This is a genomic window from Streptomyces yangpuensis, from assembly GCF_024666385.1.
Lineage (GTDB): Bacteria > Actinomycetota > Actinomycetes > Streptomycetales > Streptomycetaceae > Streptomyces > Streptomyces yangpuensis.
In genome coordinates this window covers 7,077,347-7,099,750 of record NZ_CP102514.1, presented here as the reverse complement: position 1 = coordinate 7,099,750, position 22,404 = coordinate 7,077,347, and the positions used below count along the sequence as shown (strand labels likewise).

Below are 22,404 nucleotides of genomic sequence, written 5' to 3'. Positions count from 1 at the left end.
GAACGGCCCCTTTTTCGTGCCCCGCCCGCGTCCGGGGGCCGCTCAGTGCCCGGGCAGCACGCAGACGCTGTCGAGGCCCAGCACGTGGTTGAGCCGCCCGAAGGCCAGCCAGGACCCGAGGCTCATCGTCAGCTCCACGATCTCCGACTGGCTGTAGTGCGCGGTCATCCGGTCCCAGAACTCCTCGTCGAGCCCGTGGTGGTCGAGGGTGTACCGCTCCGCGTACTCCGCCGCCAGCCGAGTGCGCTCGTCGAACGCCTCGGTGGTGCGCCACTCGGTGACCGCGTCGGCGAACTCCTCCTCGACCTTCTCCCCGTCCCGTTCGGTCCGCCAGTCCAGGCAGAACACACACCCGTTGATCTGCGCGACGCGCAGCCGGGCCGCCTCGAACTCGCGCAGCCCCAGGGTGGTGTGGGCGTACACCGACAGGGAGAAGTTGGCGGCGGCCATGCCGATCCCGGGCACCATGTCGCCCCATACGTACTCGATCGGGTGCTGGCCTTCGGGGATGTCGATCCTCATGACGGTTTCCTTCCGAGTCTGCCGGTGGCGGGGCGCAGCGGGACGTCGAGGGCGTCGTACAGTCCGGGCTCGGCCTCGGTGAGCCAGTCGATGGCGCCGACGAGACGGCCGACGGCGGTGGCGTTGCCCCCGGCCGAGCGGTTCTCGCCCTCGTCGGTGGCCTCGACGGTGACCTCGATACGGGGGCGGCCCTCAATGACGACCCGGTGGGCCCCGTCGCCGCCGTCCGGCACCGCGGGCCAGTCCGGGGCGCAGGAGGCGTGGATGCGGGTGACGTGCTCGATGACGATGCGGGGCTCGCCGGCGACGATGCCCTGGACCTCGAAGCGGATGGCGCCCTGGGTGCCCGCCTCGAAGGTGCCCATGGTGCGGGTGGTCACGGTGGTGTCGAGGGCGCGGCGCTCCGACGTCTCGCGGATCTCGTCGAGTTCGACGCCGAGCGCCCGGGCCATCATCCGTATCTGGCCGCCCCAGACCATGGTGGGGATCGACGGCATGAGCATCATCGGCTCGAAGTCCATGGGGTGGCCCATACCGACGAGGTCGCGGACGGAGTCCGGCTGGTCGTAGGTGGAGTAGTCGAAGATCTCCTGGCAGCGGATGGCGTCGATGGTGGTGCCGAGTCCGCTGAGCAGGAGCGGGAGTATGTCGTTGCCCCAGCCGGGGTCGACGCCGGAGGCGAAGAGCGAGCCGCCGCCCTCCGCGATGGCCGCCAGTACCGGGTCGCGGAACTCCGGCGGGGCGCTGCGGTGGTCGTAGAGCGGGTAGAGGGCCGGGCTGACGACGACCGCGCCCGCCCGGATCGCACGGGTGATGTCGGCGAGGGCCTCGTCGGGCCGGACGTCCCCGGACGCGGCGTACACCAGAGCGCGGGGCCGGCCGGCCAGGACGGCTTCGGCGTCGTCGGTGGCCTCGACACCCAACAGGTGGTCGAGGCCGCCGAGTTCGCCCGCGTCGCGGCCGACCTTGGCTGGATTGTGGACGATGACGGCGGAGAGTTTCAGCGCGGGATGGGCCGCGACGGCGCGGATGGCCAGCCGGCCGACGTTGCCGGTACCCCAGACAACCGTGGGAATCATGCGCGGAGGGTAGCCACCGGCCCCGCACCTTTCCATAGCCGCGCGGCCCGAACTCGTGCGCTCGGGGCGGTTACTGGTTCTGGCCACCCAGGACGAAGAGGAGGTAGACGAAGAAGGCGAAGAGGTGGCCGACGAAGAGGTAGGCGATCAGCCGGATGATCAGGCCGCGCGGGAACTTGGCCTCGAAGCGCGCGCGGACGCCGACGGGCTTGTCCGCAGGGGGCACGGGGGTCATGGGTGGCTCCTCGCCTATCGGTGGTGCGTGGTGGTCGGGGCCCCGCCGAGGCACAGCCCGGCGAGGCTGCTCTGGAGCAGGGTGTGGACGAACAGCAGGTCGGCCCCGCCGGAGGAGGCCGCGCCGATCCGGTGCGGGGTGAGGGAGTCGAAGTGCGCGCTGTCCCCCGGTTCCAGCAGGTACTCGGCCTCGCCCAGGTGCAGGCGCAGCCGCCCCTGGAGGACGTACAGCCATTCCTCGCCGGGGTGGACGCGGACCAGCTCGTCCGGGCCGCGGCCGTACGGGACGTGCACGCGCAGCGCCTGCATCCCGCGGCCGGCGCCGCCCGCCTGCCAGTACGTCCAGCCGTCGGCCTCGCGGGCACCGGGACCGCCGGCCCGTACGATGGGATCGGCGACGGGGGAGGTCTCGCCGAGCAGTTCGGAGACCGTCGTACCGTAGGTGCGGGCGAGCCCCAGCAGGAGCGGCAGCGAGGGCTGCCGCCTCCCGGTCTCCAGACGGGACAGGTGGGCGGGCGAGAGCCGGGCCCGGGCGGCGGCGGCCTCCAGGGTGAGGCCTGCGCGGCGGCGCAGCTCGCGCAGCTGCGGTGCCACGGCGGGCAGCTCGTCGGCCGTGTCGTCGGAGCCGTCGGGGGCGGGACCGGGGTTCATGCCCCCGATTGAGCCAGAGTCTTGCCTTCCTGGCAAACCTGCTTGCCTCTGGGGCAAAAGGTCGGGCGCGCATCGGCCGCGGCCGCCTCGGCTACCACCAGCGGACGGGGTACCGGGACGCCGACCGGTGCAGGCGGGAGGCGGCGAGACCGCCGAGGACGAGGACCACCGTCGCGCAGAAGAGCAGCGGGACGAACCGCTCGGGGGCCGGGGCCTGGAACACGACGACGACGGCGGTGGCGCAGGCGGGTGAGTGCTGGGTCCGGGTGAGGCTCGTGGCGGCGAAGGTCAGCCCGCCGGCCAGGGCCGCGCTCCAGGGGCTGCCCGGCAGGGCAGCGAGGACCGCGTAACCGGCCGCGGCGCCGAGGAGGTGGGCGACGACGACGGTCCGGGGCTGGGCCGTGGGCAGGGCCGGGGTGTAGTGCAGGACGGCGGCGCTGGCGGCCAGGGAGGGTATGAGGACGGGTTCGCCGAGGACCGCGCCGATGGCGGCGATGGCGAGGAGGGCGGCGGCGACGGCACCGGAGCCGCGGAGGACCGCGGCAGCGGCGGCCCGGACCCGGTGCAGGCGCCTGGGCCTCTTCGGGGGCGCTGCGTCGCGGGGCACCTCCGGGCCGGGTGACGGCCGGCGGGTCAGCACGGAGTCGAGGTCCACGATGGCGGCTCCTGGCACGGCGGGGTACGGACACGGGCACGGTCGAGCGGGTGACGGGGGCGGGGGCGGACCCGTCGTGGTGCGTGCCGTCCGACAGGGCCCGGCATGTGGACACCCACCTTGACCCGCGCGTCCATCGCCGTCCTACTACGCTTCCATGACGCGGCCGGCCGGGATCCGGGCCTGCACCGCGGATGTCCGCCCCCGGTGCCCGGCGGGCGGTGGAGCGGCGCTCCGGCCGCCCGCCGGGGTGCGGGGCTTCGGGCACGCCGGACCGCGCCCTCAGGAGGTGTTCCGCCGGCCCAGCACGGTCTCGACCGTGTCGGCCTGCTCCGCCGTCTTGTCCGGGCGGTGCCGCAGCACGCGGGCGAAGCGCAGGGCCACTCCGGCCGGGTAGCGCGGCGAGCGCTGCAGGCCGTCGTAGGCGATCTCCACCACCAGTTCGGGCCGGACCCGTACGGTGAACCCGTCGTCCGAGGTGGCGAGCGCGCGCAGCGCCTCCGTCTGCCAGCGCAGCATCTCGTCCGTGAGGCCCTTGAAGGTCTTGCCGAGCATGGCGAAGGTGCCGTCGGCGGCCCTCGCCCCCAGGTGCAGGTTGGAAAGGAATCCGGTGCGCCGGCCGTGGCCCCATTCGGCGGCGAGCACGACCAGGTCCAGGGTGTGCACCGGTTTCACCTTCAGCCAGTGCCTGCCGCGCCGGCCGGCCGCGTACGCCGAGTCCAGGGCCTTGACCACCACGCCCTCGTGGCCGCGGCGCAGGGTCTCGGCCCAGAACGCCACGGCCTCGGCCTCCTGGGCCGCCGGATCCCGCACCTCCAGGCGGCGGACCCGGGCGGCCTCGGGCACGAGGGCGGCGAGGGCCTCGTACCGCTCGCGGACCGGCAGGTCGAGCAGGACGTCGCCGCCGGCGGCCAGGACGTCGAAGAAGTAGGGGACGACCGGCAGCGTCCGCCGGGCGGCGGCCACGTCCACCCGGGAGCCGACCCGGCTCGCGATCTCCTGGAAGGGGACGGGGCGGCCGTCCGCCGCCTGCCCGATGACCTCTCCGTCGAGGATGAACCGCTCCCCCGGCAGCGACCGGGCCAGTTCCGCCACCTCCGGCAGCCGCCCGGTGATCTCGTCGAGGAAGCGCGTGTAGACCCGTACGTCGTCCCCCTCCCGGTGGACCTGCACCCGGATCCCGTCGAGCTTCTCCTCCACCGCACACGGGCCGAGCGCGGCGAGCGCCTCGGTGACCGATCCGGCGGTGCCCGCCAGCATGGGCTGGACGGGCCGGCCCACCCGCAGGGTCACGGCGCGCAGCGCTTCGGCGCCCTCGGCGAGCACCGCCTCGGCCACCCGGGGCAGGGAGCCGTCCAGCATCACCGCCCGGCGCAGTTCGGCGGCGGGTACTCCGGCGGCCGCGGCCACGCCGTCCAGGGCCACCGCGTCGAGTGCGCCCTGGCGCACCTCGCCGGAGAGCAGGCTGCGCAGGAAGGCCTGCTCGGCCTCGGTGGCCGCGCCCAGGAGGCCGGCGACGAGGGCGCCGCGGCGGGCGGCGGAGCCGGTGCCGGCCTCCGCGGCGAGGGCGCTCACCGCCGCGTCGACGTCGCGGACGGTGAGGGTGGGCTGCGCTGCCGGTGCGCTCTCCTGGGCCAGGGTGCGCCACCCGATGCCGGGCCGGCCCTGCGGCAGACGTCCGGAGAGGTAGGAGATGACCAGCCCGGCCTCCTCGGGCGGGGCGGCGGCGAAGAGTTCCGCGAGCAGCGCGGTCTTTCGGGAGCGGGCGGAAGTGGCGGCGACTTCCCTGGACACGCGGGCGACCTCGGCCAACAGCATGCGGCCATCCTCCCGCCCGGCGCCGGGGTGTGCAGGTCGGACGGATGTACCGCAGGTGCGGTACGCGCCGGAGCCGGAGTACTCCCTGAGAAGGTCCGGAGTTCCGCCTGTGGGTGCTCCGAGGCCGGCTACCGGCCGTTTAGGGTGCCCGTATGAAGCTCCGAATGCCCCGGCGGCGCCGAGACCGACTGCTCGCGGGCGCCGCCGCGCTGGCCGTCGTGGCGGGTGCCGGTACGTGGACGGCCGCGTCCGCGTCCGGCGACACGCCCGCCGTGCACCGCCAGGACCAGGTCCTGAACATGCCCGGTGCCGACATCGACACCTCCTACTTCGTCGCGGGCGGCGGGCAGGACGGTGGGGCGAGACGTCCCGCCGTGCTCCTCGGCCACGGCTTCGGCGGCAGCAAGGACGAGGTCCGCGAACAGGCCGAACGGCTGGCCCGCGACGGCTACGCCGTCATGACCTGGTCGGCGCGCGGCTTCGGCCGCTCCGGCGGCCGGATCGGGCTGAACGACCCCGAGCACGAGGTCAAGGACGTCTCGCGGCTCATCGACTGGCTCGCGGCGCGGCCCGAGGTGCGGCTCGACGCGGCCGGCGACCCGCGCGTCGGGGTGTCCGGGGCCTCCTACGGCGGGGCCGTCTCGCTGCTGGCCGCCGGTCACGACCGGCGCGTGGACGCGATCGCCCCGGAGATCACCTACTGGAACCTCGCGGACTCCCTCTTCCCGGGCGGCGTCTTCAAGAAGCTGTGGTCCGGGATCTTCTTCACCACCGGCTCGACCGGCGGGATGCAGCAGGCCGGGACGGCGCCGCAGGACAGCGGGAACGGACGGCCGCAGGACGGCGGCGGACGGCCGGATTCCACGACCGGAGCGGCCGACGCGAACGCCGACGCGGACGCCGCCGCGAAGGGTGGCGCGACCGGTGCCGGTCCCCAGGACGGCGTCCCGGCCGGACCCGGCTGCGGGAGGTTCACCCCGGAGCTGTGCGCGATGTACGAACGCGTCGCCGTCACCGGAAAGCCCGACACCCAAGCCCGCGAGCTGCTGGAACGGCGCAGCCCGTCGGCGGTCGCCGACCGGATCGAGGTGCCGGCCCTCATCGTGCAGGGCCAGGAGGACTCCCTCTTCCCGCTGGACCAGGCCGACGCCATGGCCGCCGCCATCGCGGCGAACGGCGCTCCCGTGGCGGTGGACTGGGCGGTCGGCGGACACGACGGCGGCATGCGCGAGGCGGACCGGGTGGAGGCCCGGGTGGCCGCCTGGTTCGACCGTCACCTCAAGGGTGACGAGGGCGTGGACACGGGACCTGCGTTCCGGGTCTCGCGTTCCGGCGGCATCGACTCCACCGACGGCGAGGTGATACTGCGCGGCGCGAGCGGCGACCGCTACCCGGGGCTGGCTTCCGGCCCGCGGGAGTTCGCCCTGACCGGACGGGAGCAGACGTTCACCAACCCGGCGGGCGGCGCGCCGCCCGCGCTGTCCTCCCTGCCCGGCATCGGCGGGCAGCTGGCCTCCTTCGGAGCCGGGCTCTCGCTGGACTTCCCCGGGCAGAACGCCCGCTTCGAGTCGGCGCCGCTGGATGAGGACCTGCAGATCACAGGGGCCCCGACCGTCACCCTGAAGCTGAGGTCGACGGCCGCGGACGGGTCGGCCGTGCTGTTCGGCAAGGTCTACGACGTGGGGCCCGACGGGCGGCAGCAGGTGCTGCCCTCCCAGCTGGTCGCCCCGCTGCGGGTCGAGAACGCCCAGCAGGGTACGACCGTGCGGCTGAGGCTGCCCGCGATCGACCACTCCTTCGCGGCCGGACACCGCCTGCGGCTGGTGGTCGCGGCCACGGACCTCGGCTACGCGAGCCCGGCCGCCTCGGCCGCCTACACGGTCTCGGTGGACGGCCCCCTGGCCGTGCCCGTCGCCCCGCAGGTGCGGACCGCCACGGCGGGACTGCCCGCGTGGACCTGGGGACTGCCGCTGGGTGCGCTGCTCCTGGCCGCGGCACTGCTCGGGCTCCGCCGGACGGGGACGGGCTCCGCCGGGGCGCGGGCCGGCGTACCGCAGCCGGATGCGGCACTGGCCGACGTACCGCTCCAGATCACGGGACTGACGAAGCGGTACGCGAAGTCGCAGGACCGGTACGCGGTGCGGGACCTGTCGTTCCGGGTCGAGAAGGGGCAGGTGCTGGGGCTGCTCGGACCCAACGGGGCCGGGAAGACCACCACCCTGCGCATGCTGATGGGGCTGATCTCGCCGGACGCCGGGGAGATCCGGGTGTTCGGGCACGCGGTGCGGGCCGGAGCGCCGGTCCTGTCGCGGGTCGGGGCCTTCGTGGAGGGCGCGGGCTTCCTGCCGCACCTGACGGGCCGCGCCAACCTGGAGCTGTACTGGCAGGCCACCGGCCGCCCGGCCGAGGACTCGCACATGGCGGAGGCCCTGGAGATCGCGGGGCTCGGCGACGCGCTGGAACGCGCGGTACGCACGTACTCGCAGGGCATGCGGCAGCGGCTCGCGATCGCGCAGGCCATGCTCGGGATGCCGGACCTGCTGATCCTCGACGAACCGACGAACGGTCTGGACCCGCCGCAGATCCGCGAGATGCGCGACGTGATGATCCGCTACGCGGCCGGCGGGCGGACCGTCATCGTCTCCAGCCACCTGCTGTCGGAGGTCGAGCAGTCCTGCACGCACCTGGTGGTCATGGACCGCGGGCAGCGGGTGGCGGCGGGCGAGGTAGCCGAGATCACCGGGGGCGGCGACACGCTGCTGGTGACCCTGGCCGAGCCGGTGGACGAGGTGACCGTCGAGAAGGTGGCGGCACTGGAGGGCGTGGGTTCGGTGGTGGCCGCGGACGACGGTCTGCTCGTACGGCTCGAAGGCGCGACGGCGGCCGGGCTGATCGCCGAACTCGTACGGCTGGAGGTGCCGGTGACCGGAGTGGGGCCGCACCGCAGACTCGAGGACGCGTTCCTCACCCTGATCGGAGGTGCGGCGTGAGTACGGCGACGACGGCGCGGGAGGTGGCCCCGGGCTACCGGGCGAGCCGTACGCTGCCGCTGCGCGTGGAGGCGCTGCGGCAGTGGCGCCGGCGGCGGACGCTGGTGATGGGCGGGGTGCTGGCCGCACTGCCCTTCATCATGATCATCGCGTTCGCGGTGGGCGGCGGTCCGGAGGGCCGGCGCGGCGGCGGCAACCGGATCACTCTGATCGACACGGCCACGGCCTCGGGCGCGAACTTCGCCGCGACCTGTCTGTTCGTGTCGGCCGGTTTCCTGCTGGTGGTGCCGGTGGCGCTGTTCTGCGGGGACACCGTGGCCTCGGAAGCGAGCTGGTCCTCGCTGCGCTATCTGCTGGCGTCGCCGGTGCCACGGGCACGGCTGCTGTGGAGCAAGCTGGTGGTGGCGCTGGGCTTCAGCCTGGCGGCCATGGTGCTGCTGCCGGTGGTGGCGCTGGCGGCGGGCACGGTCGCGTACGGGTGGGGGCCGCTGAAGCTCCCGGCGGGCGGCGCGCTGCCGGCCGCGGACACGGTGCCTCGGCTCGCGCTGGCGGTGGCCTTCGTCTTCGTGTCGCAGCTGGTGACGGCGGGGCTGGCGTTCTGGCTGTCCACGCGGACGGACGCACCGCTGGGCGCGGTGGGCGGCGCGGTCGGTCTGACGATCGTCGGGAACGTGCTGGACGCCGTGACGGCGCTCGGCTCGTGGCGCGAGTTCCTGCCGGCGCACTGGCAGTTCGCGTGGGCGGACGCGCTGCAGCCTCAGCTGGAGTGGGGCGGGATGGCCAAGGGGGCGGTGGTGTCGGTGTCGTACGCGCTGGTGCTCTTCGCCCTCGCCTTCCGGGGTTTCTCCCGCAAGGACATCGTGTCCTGACCCGGCGGCGGCCGCCGTCTCGCCCGCGCGACGAGCGCTCCCCATGCCCTGCGGGGCGCGGGGAGCGCTCGTCGGCGTGTACGGCGCTTACGAGGGGACGCCGGGGGCGATCGCGTCGATCTCGGCGAGCAGGTCGGCGTCCAGCGGGCGTTCCCCGGCGGCGGCGTTCGCACGGATCTGCTCGGGGGAGGTGGCGCCGGCGATGACGGAGGCGCAGCCGGGCCGGGCGGAGAGCCAGCCGATGGCCAGTTCGAGAACGGTGCGGTCGTGCTTCTCGGCGATCGCGGCCAGGGCCTCGACCACGTCGAGGCGCTCCTCGGTGAGGTAGGAGTCCCTGCCTTCGAGGCGGGAGCCGGCCGGGAGTCCAGATCGCGGGGTGCGGTGGCCGCGCGTCGAATTCGGCTTCCGGCCGTGCTGTGCGGAATCGTTCATCTCAGCCGCTGCACGCCATCTCCCGCCCCCTCGTGACCGGCTGATGTTCGGAAACGACAAAGAGCCAGCCTAGAACGGCCGAGTGGGGTGCATGCCACCCCACTCCCCCGTTCTGCCGCGTACCTGCGGCCGGATCAGGTCGATCGGTCGCCACCCCTCGGGGACCGCAGGCGACCGCCTCATGGCGCACATTGATCATTCGCCGCGGCAAGGGCGGGCCGGGAGTGTTCAAACCGTCTGGACGGGTGAAGCCCGCTGATCGCCCCCAAGAGAGCAGATGTCCTGATATGGGCTACGGGGTGCACCGGCCGGGCTAGAACAAGTCCCCCACGGCACCGACCGGTCCGCCCGGTCGGCGATTTCGAGAGGACGGCTTCGTGAGCCACTCGCAGGACGACAACCCGATCACTCCGGTCACCGCGGCCCAGCTGAACCGGATCTCCGGGCAGGGCATCTACACCTCGGCCACCTCCGTGGACCCGGACGCCGTCAACGTCGCCGAGGCGCTGGTCGCCACGCTGAACGGGACGGCCGAGACTCCGCTGCTCACCCCCGAACTCCAGCAGCTGACGGAACAGGTGCGGGCGAAGGCGACCTTCGGCTTTCCCCGCATCACCGCCGACGACGGCGTGCGGCTCTCCGCCCACACCATCAAGCTCAACACCTCCGAGCCCCGCCCGGTGGTGATCGTCCCCGCGGGCTGGACGCCGTTCGGCTGGATCATCTTCGAGTACGCCTACCTCCAGCTGGCGCTCCGCGGCTACCACGTCCTCGCCTACACTCCGCGCGGCATCGGCCTCACCGTCCCCGTCGCGGGCGGCTCCTTCATCGACGCGCCCTGGACCTCGGGCGGCACGATCGACGTGGCCGGCCCCTCGGACCGGGCCGACGGCTCCACCGTCATCGACTACGCCCAGGAGTACTTCGAGCCGAGCAGGATCGCCTTCCTCGGCGAGTCCTACGGGTCGGGCATCAGCCAGCTGGTCGCGGCGCACGACCCGGCGGCCCGCGTGGACGCCGTCGTGGCCCTGAGCACGTGGGGCGACCTGGCCGACAGCCTCTACCAGAACGACACCCGGCACCTGAAGGCCGTACAGGCCCTGATCGACTTCACCGGCGGCCCCATCGAGCGGAAGTTCGACCCGGCCACCCGGCAGGTCCTCGAGGACTTCCTGGCCGGCCGGAACCTCGACCGCGTGGTGGCGTGGGGCAAGGAGCGGTCCCCGTCCTCGTACGCCGACCGGACCAACGCCCGCGGCGTCCCCACCTTCATCTCCAACACCTGGCACGAGACGCTGTTCCCGGCCAACCAGACCATCGAGCACTTCGAGCGGCTGACCGTGCCCAAGCGGCTCAACCTCTGGATCGGCGACCACGCCGCGCCCGAGGGCGCCGGCCTCACCATCCCGTTCAGCGGCCCGAATCTGCCCGTCGAGGAGGCGTTCGCCTGGCTCGACCACCACGTGCTCGGGGCCGACAACGGCGTTCCCGGCTGGGAGCCCGTGAGCAGCCAGATCATGTTCACGTACCGGACCGAGCCCGACCCCGGGACCGGCCAGAACGTCATCACCGAACCGGCCGTCCGCGAGACAGCGCCGTCGTGGGCGGACGTCACCACCTCCACCGAGACCTGGTACCTCACCGCATCCTCCACCGACCGCCGTGACGGCGGCCTCGGCACCGCGCCGGAAACGGGCTGGAAGCGCGAGTTCACGGCCGGCCAGATCACGGCGGCCACCGCGGTGGACGCCATCATCACGACGGGCCAGGCGGAGTGGAAGGGCAACCCGAAGCCCTACCCCACGGGCACCTTCGACCGCCGGCACCTCGCCGTGTGGACCAGCGGCCCGCTGCAGACCGGCCGCCGCATCCGTGGTGTCCCCGGGCTCACCCTGACCGTGCGCAGCTCCGCCCCCGCCGCGACCCTGGTGGCGTACCTGTTCGACGTCGCCCCCGACGACACCGCCCGCATCATCACGCACGAGCCCTTCACCCTGCGGGAGCTCTCCCCCGACGAGGACCGCAGGGCCACCTGGCGGCTCCAGGCCGCCGGCTACGACCTCGCCCCGAACCACCGGCTCATGCTCGTGGTGAACAGCCAGGACCAGCTCTACTCCGACGCGGGCGACGGTGTCGCCGCCGCCATCACGTTCACGTCCGCCGAGGACACCTCCGCCCGCCTGGTCCTGCCCCTGGGGTAGCCCCGCGCGGCAGGAGCACGCGACCCGCGCCTCGCTTCCACCGTCCGTCGGGGCGGTGGAAGCGGGGCGCCCAGGGTGACATAGCGTGCCCCCATGGATCAGGAGCACACGGCCGGGCCGGCCGGGGACGGCGCGGGCGCGGGCAGGCGGCGGTTCCTCGCGATCGCCACGGGGGCCGCGACAGCCGCGGGACTCGGATCGGTGGCCGGCTGCGCCGACGGGGACGGGAGCGGGAACCTCCGCGCGAGCGAGAAGGGCGGCACCGCGGCCCCCGACAGCAAACCGCCGGCGGGAGCGGCGCAGGGCTTCGACGTGAAGGCCGAGAACGCCCGCCCGGGCAACCCCGACTGGGCCGTGACGAAGGCCGGCCCGGCCCGGGCCGTCGAGGGCTTCGCCGACAGGGTCAGCGTGCTGCCCGGCGAGTCCTTCGGCCTGTACGTGTCGACGACCGCGCCCCGGTTCACCGTCTCCGCCTACCGGATGGGCTGGTACGGCGGCGCCCGCGCCCGCCTGGTGTGGCGTTCGGAGGCCCTGCCCGGAGTGCGCCAGCCCGAGCACACGGTGGACTCCGACACCCGGATGGTCCGCACCCGGTGGGCCCGTACCACCACCGTCGGGACGAAGGACTGGCCCGAGGGCAGCTACCTGCTGCGCCTGGACGCGCAGGGCGGCGAGGGCGGCCAGCGCTTCGTACCGGTCACCGTCCGGTCGGCGGCGACGGCCGGGCGCACGGTCGTGGTCAACGCCGTCGCCACCTGGCAGGCCTACAACCGGTGGGGCGGCTACGGCAGTTACGACGGCCCCAGTGGCGGCTACGCCTCGCGCTCCCTCGCGGTGTCCTTCGACCGGCCGTACGAATACGACGACGGCGCGGGCCTGTTCCTGGTGTACGAGGCCCCGCTGATAGCACTGGCCGAACGGCTCGGCATACCCCTCGCCTACGCGACCACCACCGACGTGGCGCGGGAGAAGCGGCTGCTGGACGGGGCCGCGGCGGTGCTCTCGCTCGGGCACGACGAGTACTGGTCGCCGGAGCAGCGCGCCCACGTCACGGCCGCCCGCGACGCCGGCACGAACATAGCGGTCCTGGGCGCGAACTGCTGCTTCCGCCGGATCCGGCTGGAGGCCTCCGAGCTGGGGCCGGACCGTACGCTGGTCTGCTACAAGTCCTCCTACGGCCAGGACCCGGGGTTCACACGGGGCCATCCGGCGACGGTGGACTTCCGCTCGGCTCCCGGCGCGGACCCGGAGAGCTCCCTGCTCGGTGTGATCTACGACGGCTATCCGGTGGACGCCCCGTACGTGGTGACCCACCCCGGCCACTGGCTGTTCGAGGGCACCGGCGCGACGGCGGGCGACCGCTTCGAGCACCTGGTCGGAGTGGAGTACGACAAGGTCAACACCGGTTTCACCACGCCCCGGCCGATCGAGATACTGGCCCACTCCCCCGTGGTGTGCGACGGCCGCCCCAGCCACCAGGACACGGCGTACTACACGGTGCCGAGCGGGGCGGGCGTCTTCGCGACCGGCACGATGCGCTGGGTGGAGGCCCTGGACGCGACGGGCGACGGACGCAGCGGGCGCAACCACGGCCTGGACGCGCGCTCCGGGGCGCTGACGACGCGCGTGACGGAGAACCTGCTGCGGGTCTTCGCGGCGGGCCCGGCCGGCCGCTCCCATCCGGCGCAGGACAACGTCAAGGCGGTGTACGGGGGTTCATGATCCCGGTGCGCGGCGGAAAGGGGCTTGGCGCCGCCGCGGTGGGCTGCCTAGGATCGAGATCACGGCATCGCGTGTCGGTCACCGACCGGGTGAGGCATGGAGGTGCCCGTGATGTGCCTTCCGGAGGCATTCACCCATGTCCGTACAGCTGAACCACACGATCGTCCACTCCCGTGACAACCGGGAGTCCGCCGAGTTCCTGGCGCACGTCCTCGGTCTCGAGGTCGGGGCCGAGTGGGGCCCGTTCATCCCCGTCGACACCGCCAACGGCGTCACCCTGGACTTCGCCACCATTCCGGCCGAGAAGATCACCCCGCAGCACTACGCCTTCCTCCTCTCCGAGGAGGAGTTCGACGTGGCGTTCGAGAGGATCCGCTCGGCCGGAGTGCCGTACTTCGCCGACCCGCACGGCAGGTTCCCCGGCGAGATCAACCACAACGACGGGGGCCGCGGCGTGTACTTCACGGACCCCGCCGGGCACGGGATGGAGATCATCACGCGCCCGTACGGCTACCAGGAGCCCGCGGCGACGGGCAGGTAGACGACGTTGGGCGAGCCCGTGTCGGGATGGACCTCGACACGGGCCCGCACCCCGTACACCTCGGCCAGCAGGTCCTCGGTGAGCACCTCCCGCGGGGGCCCGGAGGCCGCGACGCGGCCGCCCGCGAGCACGTACAGCCGGTCGCAGAAGGCGGCGGCGAGGTTGAGGTCGTGCAGGACCAGCAGGCTGGTGGCGGGCAGCGCCCGGACCAGGCCGAGGACCTCCAGCTGGTAGCGGATGTCCAGGTGGTTGGTCGGTTCGTCGAGGGCGAGCAGGCCGGGGTCCTGGACGAGGGCGCGGGCCACCAGGACGCGCTGGCGTTCGCCCCCGGACAGCTCGTCGAAGCGTCGGGCCGTGAAGGCGCCGGCGCCCACGGTCTCCAGGGCGTCCGAGATGCGCCGTGCGTCTTCGGGGCCGTCCTGCTCCCAGAAGCGCTTGTGCGGGCTGCGCCCCATGGCGACGACCTCGCGCACGGTCAGCCCGAAGGTGCCGCTGGCGTCCTGCGGGACCACCGCCACGCGCCGCGCGCGTTCCTTGACGGTGAGTGCGTCCGCGTCCGCGCCGTCCAGCAGCACCCGGCCGGCGGTCGCCCGCAGGGTGCCGTAGACGCAGCGCAGCAGGGTGGTCTTGCCACTGCCGTTGGGGCCGACCACGCCCACCGTCTCCCCGGGCCCGGCGGTGAGGCCGATTCCGTGGAGCAGGGTGTGCCCGTCGGTCTCGTAGCGCAGGTCCTGGACGGCGAGTCCGACCGGCCGCACCGGTCCGTTCGCCTCCGTCATCCGGTCACCCCTTCACTCCGGCCGGCACGGCGCAGCATCCAGAGGAAGAACGGCCCGCCGACGAGTGCGGTGACGACCCCCACCGGTATCTCCTCCGGAGCGGCGGCCGTACGGGCGATCAGGTCGGCCAGGAGCAGGAACACCGCCCCGCCCAGTGCGGCGACCGGCAGCAGCGCCCGGTGTCCGGCGCCCACGACCATCCGGGCGGCGTGCGGAACCATCAGCCCGACGAAGCCGATCGCCCCGCTGCAGGCGACGAGCACACCGATGACGAGGGAGGTCAGGACGAAGACGGCGGCGCGGAAGCGTCCGGTGTCCAGACCCAGGGTGTGCGCGCCCTCCTCCCCGGCGAGGAGCAGGTCGAGCGGCCGGGCGAGGGTGAGCAGCAGTGCGCCGCCGACGAGCAGTGCGACGGCGGGCAGGGCCAGTTCGTCCCAGCGCGCCCCGCCGAGGCCGCCGAGGGTCCAGAAGAGGACGGAGCGGAGCTGGTCGGGGTGCGCGGCGAGCACGAGGACGAGGCTGGTGAAGGCGGACAGGATGTACTGGACGGCCACGCCGGCCAGGATCAGCCGGCCGGTGGTCATGGTCCCGCCGCGCCGGGCCATCGCGTAGACGGCGACGAGCGCGGCGAGGGAGCCCGCGAAGGCGGCCAGCGGCACGCCCATGCCGAATCCGGCCGCGGCCGAGCCGAAGACGATCACGAGGACGGCTCCGGCGGAGGCCCCGGAGGAGGCTCCGAGGAGGAACGGGTCGGCGAGCTGGTTGCGTACGAGGGCCTGGAGCACGGTGCCCGCCACGGCGAGCCCCGCTCCGACGACGGCGCCGAGGAGGATCCTCGGCATCCGCACGTCCCAGACGATGGTGGCGAAGGCCCCGGTGGGCCGGTTCCCCGACAGGCCGCCGATGACGATGTCGACGACGCGGCCGGGGGCGATCCGTACGGGGCCCAGCGCGAGGCCCGCGATCGCGGAGACGGCGAGCGCGGCGGTGAGGACGGCGAGGACCGCGCCCGTGCGCAGCCTCACGCGGGGTTCGGGTGGAGCTGGCCGCCCAGCGCTTCCACCGCGTCCGCCACGCGGACGCCGAGGACGGCCGAGGAGAGCGGCAGGACGACGAACCGCCGGTTCTTGACGGCGGGGACCTCGGCGAGCGCGGGGTCGTTCAGCAGGCGCTGCTTCTTGGCCTCGACGGTGGTGCCGCCGTAGTCGTAGATGAGGACGACCTCGGGCCTCCGCTCGATGACCTTCTCCCAGGCGACGTCGCCGAAGGTGTCGTCGAGGTCGGCGAAGACGTTGGTGCCGCCGGCGAGGGAAATGATCTCGTTGCCCACGCCGTTGCCTCCGGAGGTGGAGGCGGTGGCCTCGCCGGAGTCGTAGGCGAAGACGGTCGGGCGGGGCCGGTCCTTGACGCGGGCGGCGACGGAGTCGATGCGGCGCTGCTCGTCCTCGATGAGCTTCGCGCCGCGGTCGGGTACCCCGAAGGTCCGGGCCACCTCGGTGATCTCGGTCTTGAGCTGGTCGAGGCCGACCTTCCCCTCGGTGCAGTACTCCACGTTGAGACGGGAGTTGATGCCGGCTTGCGCGAGGCCCGCGCGGTCGCGGCCCTGTGCCTTGTCGAAGGCGCTGGCGTAGCCGCCGTAGACGAAATCCGGGTCGGCGCCGAGCAGGATCTCCTTGGAGGGGTACTCCTCGGCCAGCACCTTGATCTTGTCGTAGGCCGGCTTGTAGGCGGGCAGTACGGCGTCGTCGAGGTAGGCGGTGCCGACGACCCGGTCGCCCAGGCCGAGGGCGAGCATGACCTCGGTGGCGTGCTGGTTCATGGTGACCGCCCGCCGGGGAGGGGCCTGATAGGTGCTGCTCACACCGCAGTTGGTGACGGTGTAGGGGAATCCGGGCGCGGGGGCGGCGTCTGGCGCGGCCGTGTCCTGCCCGGTGCCGGGTGAACCGGCGCAGGCGGTCAGGGACATCAGGAGCGCGACGGGGGTGAACGCGCGCAGGGCGGCGCGGGAACGCGACATGGCAGGGCCTCTCCGGGGGATCCGCGTCCCCTGGTCGACGTGAAGGAGCAGAGGCGGTGCGTCAGTGTCTGACTCCCGGCACCCCTCGCGGGGCGACCGGTCACAGTGGCGGGACCGCACCGGAATCGCACCGGTTTCCTGTCCTGCACCGCCTGGTTGTGCGTCCCAGTCTGCCAGAAGCCGCAAGTGGGGCGGGGTGGGGGCCGGTTACGGCCGCGGCCCTGCCGGCGGGCGGGCGGGCGGCGGCGAAGCCCGCGGCGCGGTCTCCCGGCGCCGGGAGTCGTCCGTGGCCCGGCGGTTCGTCTCGCTCGGCGACGTTCCGGCGACGTTCCGGCGTCGTTCCGGCGTCGGTCCGGCGTCGTTCCACCGCGTCCGGGGACGCGGTGGGCACGGCGGCCCGGGCCGTTCACCGGTTCGTGACGGGGCCCGGTGGCAGGGGCGCGTGCGCCAGCACCAGGGCCAGGACCGTGTCATCCGCCCGCCACACCATCGCGCGGCGCAGCCCGGCGAGGAGGGGCGGCTGGAGGCGGAGCATCACGACGCGTCGCGGGGCCTGGCCGAAGACGGAGCGGCGGTCCGCCTTGACCGCCGCCTCCTTCAGGGCCCAGGCGGCGGCCGCGGCCTCGGGCCGGTCCATGCCGATCAGGGAGATCTCCTCAGGTGACAGGACGTGGTCCGCGGCGCGGCGCACCGCAGCGGCCGAGGCCGTCCCGCACAGGTCCACCCCCACCGGTTGCGGTGCGAGGGCAGCCGCCGCATGGCCGACGGTGTGACTGACCGACACGTGCAACCAGGGCGTCGGCACGCCCTCGACCACGACGCGGGGGCTGCCGTCGTCGCGGGGCAGGACCTCCACCGCCTCCGGCGGCACGGCGAGTGCGTCCCCCACCAGGCGCTTGGCGAGCAGCCGGCCCTGCGCCCACTCGGCCCGCCGCCGGGCCGGCAACGCCTCCAGCACCCTCCGCTCCGCCTCCGAGAGGGGCGGTGACCGGCGCAGGTCCGGGCGCCGGGCCACCACGAGTGCCGCTCCGCCCCACCGGTGGACCGGGCCCTGCGCGATCGTCGGGAAGGCCGGGTGCCCGGCGCCGCGGATCACGCGGCGGCCACCGGGTCCAGCTGACGCAGCTCCTGCGCCAGTGCGGTCACGGTGTGCCGGATCTGCCCGGGGGTGTGATCCCGCGTGACGAAGAAGCGCAGCCGCGCCATCTCCTCCGGTACGGCCGGGTGGAGGATCGGATTGACGCTGACGCCCCGCCGGAGCAGGGCCTGCGCCAGACGCAGTGCCTTCAGGGAATCCCCGACGATGCACGGGACCACCGGCGTGCCGTGGCTGTCCCCGGTGTCGACGTCCGCCTCGCGCGCGAGGCGGACGAACAGTGCGGCGTTCTCCGCCAGCCGGGCCACGCGCTCCGGCTCGTCGCACAGCAGCCGCAGCGATGCCAGGCACGCGGCGGTGTCGGCCGGGGTCATGCCGGCGCTGTAGACGAAACCCGGAGCGGTGTAGCGCAGGTACTCGACGACCGGACTGCTCGCGGCGACATAGCCGCCGCAGCTCGCCAGGGCCTTGGACAGCGTGCCCGACCACAGGTCGACGTCGCGGCGGTCGACGCCGAAGTGCTCACCGACGCCGCCGCCCGTCGCGCCGGTCGTTCCGATGCTGTGGGCCTCGTCGACCATCAGCAGCGCGCCGTGCCGCTGCTTGACCGCGACGAGGGCGGGCAGGTCGGCCATGTCGCCGTCCATGCTGTAGACGCCCTCGATGACGACGAGTACGCGCCGGTACTGATGGCGGACCTGCCCGAGCAGGGCGTCGAGGGCGGCCGCGTCGTTGTGCGGGAACGGCCGCCGGGTCGCGCCGGAGAGCCGGCAGCCCTGGAGGATGCTGTCGTGGGCGAGGGCGTCGTGCACGACGAGGTCGCCCGGCCCGACGAGATGGCCGATCACGGTGACGTTCGTGGCGTGCCCGTTGGCCAGGGTGACCGAGGCCTCGCACCCGAGGAGGCGGGCGAGTTCGGCCTCCAGTTCCGAGTGGAGGGGACGGCTGCCGGACAGCAGGCGGCTGGCGGACACCGAGGTGCCGTAGGTGTCGATCGCCTCCTTGGCGGCCTCGCTGACCCGGGGATGCGTAGCCAGGCCCAGGTAGTTGTAGCCGGAGAAGGAGATGAACTCCCGGCCGCCGATGACGGTCGTATCCGTCAAACCACCCTCGTGGACGAGGAAGTACGGGTTGGACAGTCCGGTGCCGACGAGGGCGCCGACGCGCTCGGCGTGGGCGGTGACCTCCGGAAAGCGGTCGATGCGGGTGTGCTCCTCGGGCCGCGGCGTCGGGGCGCCGGGGTCGGCGGGCGGGTCCGCCGCAGGGGGCGGGGGCGGCGGTTCGTCGCCTCCCGCGCGCTGTTCGGGTACGGGCCCCGGTGCGGGCTCCGCGGTGAGGCGCGCGACTCCGGCGACGGCCGCGGCGACACCGCCCACGGTCGGCCGCTCCGCGTCGTGTTCGTCGAACGTCCACTGCGGCCACTGCCGCCGGAGGGCCGTGAACAGGTCGGTCAGCATCAGTGAGTCGAAGCCGAGGTCGTCGGTCAACAGCTGCTCGGGGCGCAGGTGGTCCACGGGGAACGCGGAGATCCGGGCTATCTGCGCGAACACCGATTCGGTGACTTCGACGACGGCGTCGGCGGCGTCGGCGTCAGCGGCGTCGGCGTCGGCGTCAGCGGCGTCGGCGTCGGCGTCAGCGGCGTCGGCCGGAGCGGGCTCCTCGCCGGCCGGGGCGCGGGAGGCCCCGGGGCAGCGGGACATGAGCTCCGCCTGGTCCCGGACCAGCTGCCGCAGATCGTCCATGGGGCGCACCACCGGGCTGTCCACGGGCACCTCCCCGGGTGCCGCCGGCCGGGCCTGAAGCGTCTGGGCCGGGTCCGCCTTCGACGGGCACGCGTGCGAGGGGTCCGCGTCCGCCGGGGCCGCATGCGACGGGTCCGGCGGTGGGGGCGCCGCCTTCGGCGGAGCCGTCCGCCCGGCCCAGTACGGCTGTCCGGCAAGCCTCGCCACCGGCAGATCGACCGGTCGGGCGTCCTCCGCCGGAACCAGCACGCGCGGGTCGACCGGGACACCCAGGACGGCGAGCCGGGCCAGGGCCCGCACGAAGTCCCGCCCGCCGTCCGGCGTCGTGCCGGTCGCGGCGACGACGTGCACGTCCTCCCGGTCCGCGAGGTTGCGGCGGACCGGGTCGAGGAGCGAGGCGCCCCCGCTCACCTGGAGGAACAGGCGCGCCCCCGTGTCGTACGAGGCGCGGACGGCGTCGCCGAACCGCACCGGCGCGGACGCGTGCCGGACCCACAGCTCCCGCAGTTCCTCCGGGTCGGTGCACGGGGCCCCGCTGACGGACGAGACGAACGCCAGGCGGGGAGGGCTCACACGGCGGCCGGCGAGGTCGGCGCGCACGGCCTCCTCGGCGCAGGCCAGCAGCGGTGAATGGAAGGCGTCGGAGACCTCCAGCGCCACGGTGGCGATGCCCGCGTCGGCGCAGACCCGCCGGACGTGGGCGAGACCCTGCGGCGTGCCGCTGAGTACGACCTGCCGGGGGTGGTTGAAGCAGGCGAGCCATACGTCGTCGGTCCCGGCGGCGAGCCTCCGGCAGGTCTCCGGGTCGCTCTGCACGGCGATCATGCCGCCCCGCGGGCCGTTCCCGGCCCGCCGGAGGGCCGCGCCCCGGTGCGCCAGCAGTCGTACGGTCTCCTCGCCGGTGAGGGCCCCGGCGGCCGCGGCCGCGGCGAACTCCCCGACGCTGTGGCCGAGGGTCAGGTCCGGGGCCACACCGCAGTCGGCGAGCAGCCGGGTGGCGGCGATCTGGACGGTGCCGAGGAGCGGCTGGCACACCTCGGTGCCGGTGAGCCGCCGCCCGAGCTCCTCGGCGCTACCGCCGTGGCCGTCGGCGGGCACCGCCCCGCCGTACAGCAGCGCGGCGGGGTCGAAGCCCACTTCACGGCGGACGACGGCGCCGAGCGCGTCGGCCGCGGTCCGGAAGCCGGCGAACCGTTCGTACAGATCCCGCATCATGCCCGGGCGCTGGCTTCCCTGGCCCGGGAAGACGAAGGCGATGCGGCGCTGCGCGGCGGGCAGGGGAGCGTCCGCCGCGAACGCGCCCTCGCCCAGGTCGCCGCGGGCGCCTTCGGCCAGGCGCCGGCGGGCCCGCAGCAGCAGCCGGGCGAACTCCTGCGTGTCGGCGGCCACGATCGCGAGCCGGGCCCGCAGCGGCTCACGACCGCCCAGGGTGTGTGCCAGCGCCGCCACCGGCGTGCGGGGGGCCCGCTCCACCGCGTCCAGCACCTCGCCGATGTGCAGGTCGAGCAGCTCGGCGGAGCCGGCCGAGAGCAGCACGACCTGCGCGGTGCCCCGCGTGCCCTGTGCGCCGCCTGCGGTCACCGGCCGGCCGGGTGCGGGAGCCGGCGCGGGTGTCGGTACGGGAGCCTCCTCCAGCACCACGTGGACGTTCGTACCGCCGAAGCCGAACGAGCTGACGGCGGCCCGGCGCGGAGCGTCCGTACGCGGCCAGGGCCGTACGGTTTCTGCGAACCGCAGGCCCGCGGCCCCGACGCCCAGGTCGGGGTGGGGGGCGGTGCGCGGCTGCGGCACGATCGTGCGGTGGTGGACGACCAGGGCCGTCTTGATCAGCCCGGCCATGCCGGCCGCGGCCAGGGAGTGCCCGATGAGGGCCTTGCCCGCGCCGAGGTAGCAGAGCGAGGGATCGTCGTCGGGGTACTCGGTGCGCAGCCGGCGCAGCGCCTCGATCTCCGCGCGGTCCCCGGCCCGGGTGGCGGTGCCGTGTGCTTCCAGGAAGCTCACGGACGACGGGGGGAGGCCCGCGTCCCGGTACGCCCGGCGCAGTGCGCGCAGCTGGCCCTCGGGCGCGGGAGCGAGCGGGCCCGGGGACGCGCCGTCATTGGCGGAGCCGACACCCTTGATCACCGCGTAGACGCGGTCGCCGGCGGCGAGGGCGTCCGCGAGCGGCCGGATCACCACGGCCCCTGCGCCCTCGCCGAGCACGAAGCCGTCGGCCTCCTCGTCGAACGGGCGGCACACCCCGGTGGCGGACAGCGCGCGCAGCGTGGAGAAGCCGATCAGGCTGTCGGGGGTCAGGTTGACGTAGACGCCGCCGACGACGGCGATCCGGCAGCAGCCCTGGCGCAGCTGGGCCACGGCCTGGTCCAGGGCCACGAGGGAGCCGGAGCAGGCGGCGTCGACGGCGAAGCTGGGACCGCCGAGGTCGAACTGGCGGCTGACCGTTCCGGCCGCCATGTTCAGCAGGCTCCCCGGCAGACTGAAGGGCTGCACGGTGCCGAGTCCTCCGGCGTACTCGCGGACGGCGTCGAGGACGCCGTCGGCGTCGGCGTCGCCGGTCGCGGACCGCCGTGCCCGGTCGGCCAGGGCGATGGCCCGGATCGGGGCCGTCATGACGTCCTTGTAGTCGGACACCGACATCGCGCAGAAGACCCCGGTGTTCTCCCGGTCGAAGTCACCCCGGCCCAGCCCCGCGTCGTCGAGGGCCTCGCGGGTGACGTCGAGCATCAGCCGGTGCTGCGGGTCCGTCGCCCGCGCCCGGGCGGGCGGCATCCCGTAGTGGAGGGCGTCGAAGCGGTCCACGTCGTCCAGGAACGCGACCTGGTCGGTGTAGGCGGCGTGCGGGGCCGACGGATCGCCGGGGTCGTGGAAGACGTCGTGGTTCCAACGCTGCTCGGGGACCGCGGAGAACTGCCGTTCCCCGCTCATCAGGAGCTTCCAGTAGGCGCGGATGTCGTGGGCTCCGGGAAAGCGGCAGCCGAGTCCGACGATGGCGATGTCAGTCATGACGGGTCTTCCTTGTCGTGGTGCCCGGGCCGGACGGCTGCCGGGGGTGGGGG

The 22,404-nt window shown here is 74.1% G+C and carries 17 protein-coding genes and 1 riboswitch; of the genes, 5 read left to right on the top strand and 12 right to left on the bottom strand.

All coding sequences use genetic code 11. The features are described 5' to 3' along the window. Positions 1-42: 42 nt before the first annotated feature. From NRK68_RS32200 to NRK68_RS32175, 6 genes are all read right to left on the bottom strand, one after another. Complete coding sequence (locus NRK68_RS32200) at positions 43-522, bottom strand: carboxymuconolactone decarboxylase family protein (protein WP_257857516.1); 480 nt, start codon at positions 520-522, stop codon at positions 43-45. Then, positions 519-1,601, bottom strand: coding sequence for an NAD(P)H-dependent amine dehydrogenase family protein (locus tag NRK68_RS32195; RefSeq protein ID WP_257857515.1), 1,083 nt, complete (start codon positions 1,599-1,601; stop codon positions 519-521). The genes NRK68_RS32200 and NRK68_RS32195 overlap by 4 nt, the downstream gene beginning before the upstream one ends. Positions 1,602-1,671: 70 nt before the next feature. Next, entirely contained in the window at positions 1,672-1,836 is a 165-nt protein-coding gene (locus tag NRK68_RS32190; RefSeq protein ID WP_183064694.1) for a DUF6126 family protein, read from the bottom strand. A gap of 14 nt (positions 1,837-1,850) precedes the next feature. Next, on the bottom strand, positions 1,851-2,486 hold the full coding sequence (locus tag NRK68_RS32185; protein WP_183064693.1) for a helix-turn-helix domain-containing protein: 636 nt from the start codon (positions 2,484-2,486) through the stop codon (positions 1,851-1,853). Positions 2,487-2,577: 91 nt separating this feature from the next. Then, positions 2,578-3,141, bottom strand: coding sequence for an HPP family protein (locus NRK68_RS32180; protein WP_257857514.1), 564 nt, complete (start codon positions 3,139-3,141; stop codon positions 2,578-2,580). 282 nt (positions 3,142-3,423) lie between these two features. Continuing rightward, positions 3,424-4,959, bottom strand: a complete 1,536-nt coding sequence (locus tag NRK68_RS32175) for an ATP-dependent DNA ligase (RefSeq protein ID WP_257857513.1) — start codon at positions 4,957-4,959, stop codon at positions 3,424-3,426. 152 nt (positions 4,960-5,111) lie between these two features. On the opposite strand from NRK68_RS32175, the gene NRK68_RS32170 reads away from it, so the two are divergent. Beyond that, the gene (locus tag NRK68_RS32170; protein ID WP_257857512.1) at positions 5,112-7,949 is read left to right on the top strand and encodes an alpha/beta fold hydrolase; all 2,838 of its coding nucleotides are present in this window, start codon (positions 5,112-5,114) and stop codon (positions 7,947-7,949) included. Beyond that, entirely contained in the window at positions 7,946-8,818 is an 873-nt protein-coding gene (locus NRK68_RS32165; RefSeq protein WP_183064690.1) for an ABC transporter permease, read from the top strand. The genes NRK68_RS32170 and NRK68_RS32165 overlap by 4 nt, the downstream gene beginning before the upstream one ends. 87 nt (positions 8,819-8,905) lie before the next feature. Here NRK68_RS32165 and NRK68_RS32160 read toward each other — a convergent pair whose 3' ends face one another. After that, positions 8,906-9,250 (bottom strand): aldo/keto reductase, encoded by a 345-nt coding sequence (locus NRK68_RS32160; protein WP_257857511.1) that lies wholly within the window; start codon positions 9,248-9,250, stop codon positions 8,906-8,908. A 377-nt stretch (positions 9,251-9,627) separates the two neighbouring features. On the opposite strand from NRK68_RS32160, the gene NRK68_RS32155 reads away from it, so the two are divergent. From NRK68_RS32155 to NRK68_RS32145, 3 genes are all read left to right on the top strand, one after another. After that, positions 9,628-11,451 (top strand): CocE/NonD family hydrolase, encoded by a 1,824-nt coding sequence (locus tag NRK68_RS32155; RefSeq protein WP_183064688.1) that lies wholly within the window; start codon positions 9,628-9,630, stop codon positions 11,449-11,451. Between the two features lie 93 nt (positions 11,452-11,544). Further along, positions 11,545-13,173: a N,N-dimethylformamidase beta subunit family domain-containing protein gene (locus NRK68_RS32150; RefSeq protein WP_257857510.1), complete on the top strand. Its 1,629-nt coding sequence runs from the start codon at positions 11,545-11,547 to the stop codon at positions 13,171-13,173. 136 nt (positions 13,174-13,309) lie between these two features. Next, the gene (locus NRK68_RS32145) at positions 13,310-13,714 is read left to right on the top strand and encodes a VOC family protein (RefSeq protein ID WP_030959538.1); all 405 of its coding nucleotides are present in this window, start codon (positions 13,310-13,312) and stop codon (positions 13,712-13,714) included. On the opposite strand, the gene NRK68_RS32140 is transcribed toward NRK68_RS32145, so the two are convergent. The 5 genes from NRK68_RS32140 to NRK68_RS32120 form a co-directional block, all read right to left on the bottom strand. Then, entirely contained in the window at positions 13,684-14,493 is an 810-nt protein-coding gene (locus NRK68_RS32140) for an ABC transporter ATP-binding protein (protein ID WP_183064687.1), read from the bottom strand. The genes NRK68_RS32145 and NRK68_RS32140 overlap by 31 nt on opposite strands. Then, positions 14,490-15,518, bottom strand: coding sequence for a FecCD family ABC transporter permease (locus NRK68_RS32135; RefSeq protein ID WP_183064686.1), 1,029 nt, complete (start codon positions 15,516-15,518; stop codon positions 14,490-14,492). Before NRK68_RS32135 ends, NRK68_RS32140 begins: the two co-directional genes overlap by 4 nt. Then, on the bottom strand, positions 15,515-16,510 hold the full coding sequence (locus tag NRK68_RS32130) for an ABC transporter substrate-binding protein (RefSeq protein WP_183064685.1): 996 nt from the start codon (positions 16,508-16,510) through the stop codon (positions 15,515-15,517). Before NRK68_RS32130 ends, NRK68_RS32135 begins: the two co-directional genes overlap by 4 nt. Positions 16,511-16,572: 62 nt before the next feature. Further along, a riboswitch (cobalamin riboswitch) is annotated at positions 16,573-16,651 on the bottom strand. A gap of 265 nt (positions 16,652-16,916) precedes the next feature. After that, positions 16,917-17,606 (bottom strand): 4'-phosphopantetheinyl transferase superfamily protein, encoded by a 690-nt coding sequence (locus tag NRK68_RS32125; RefSeq protein WP_257857509.1) that lies wholly within the window; start codon positions 17,604-17,606, stop codon positions 16,917-16,919. After that, positions 17,603-22,351, bottom strand: coding sequence for a type I polyketide synthase (locus NRK68_RS32120; protein WP_257857508.1), 4,749 nt, complete (start codon positions 22,349-22,351; stop codon positions 17,603-17,605). Before NRK68_RS32120 ends, NRK68_RS32125 begins: the two co-directional genes overlap by 4 nt. Positions 22,352-22,404: the final 53 nt, after the last annotated feature.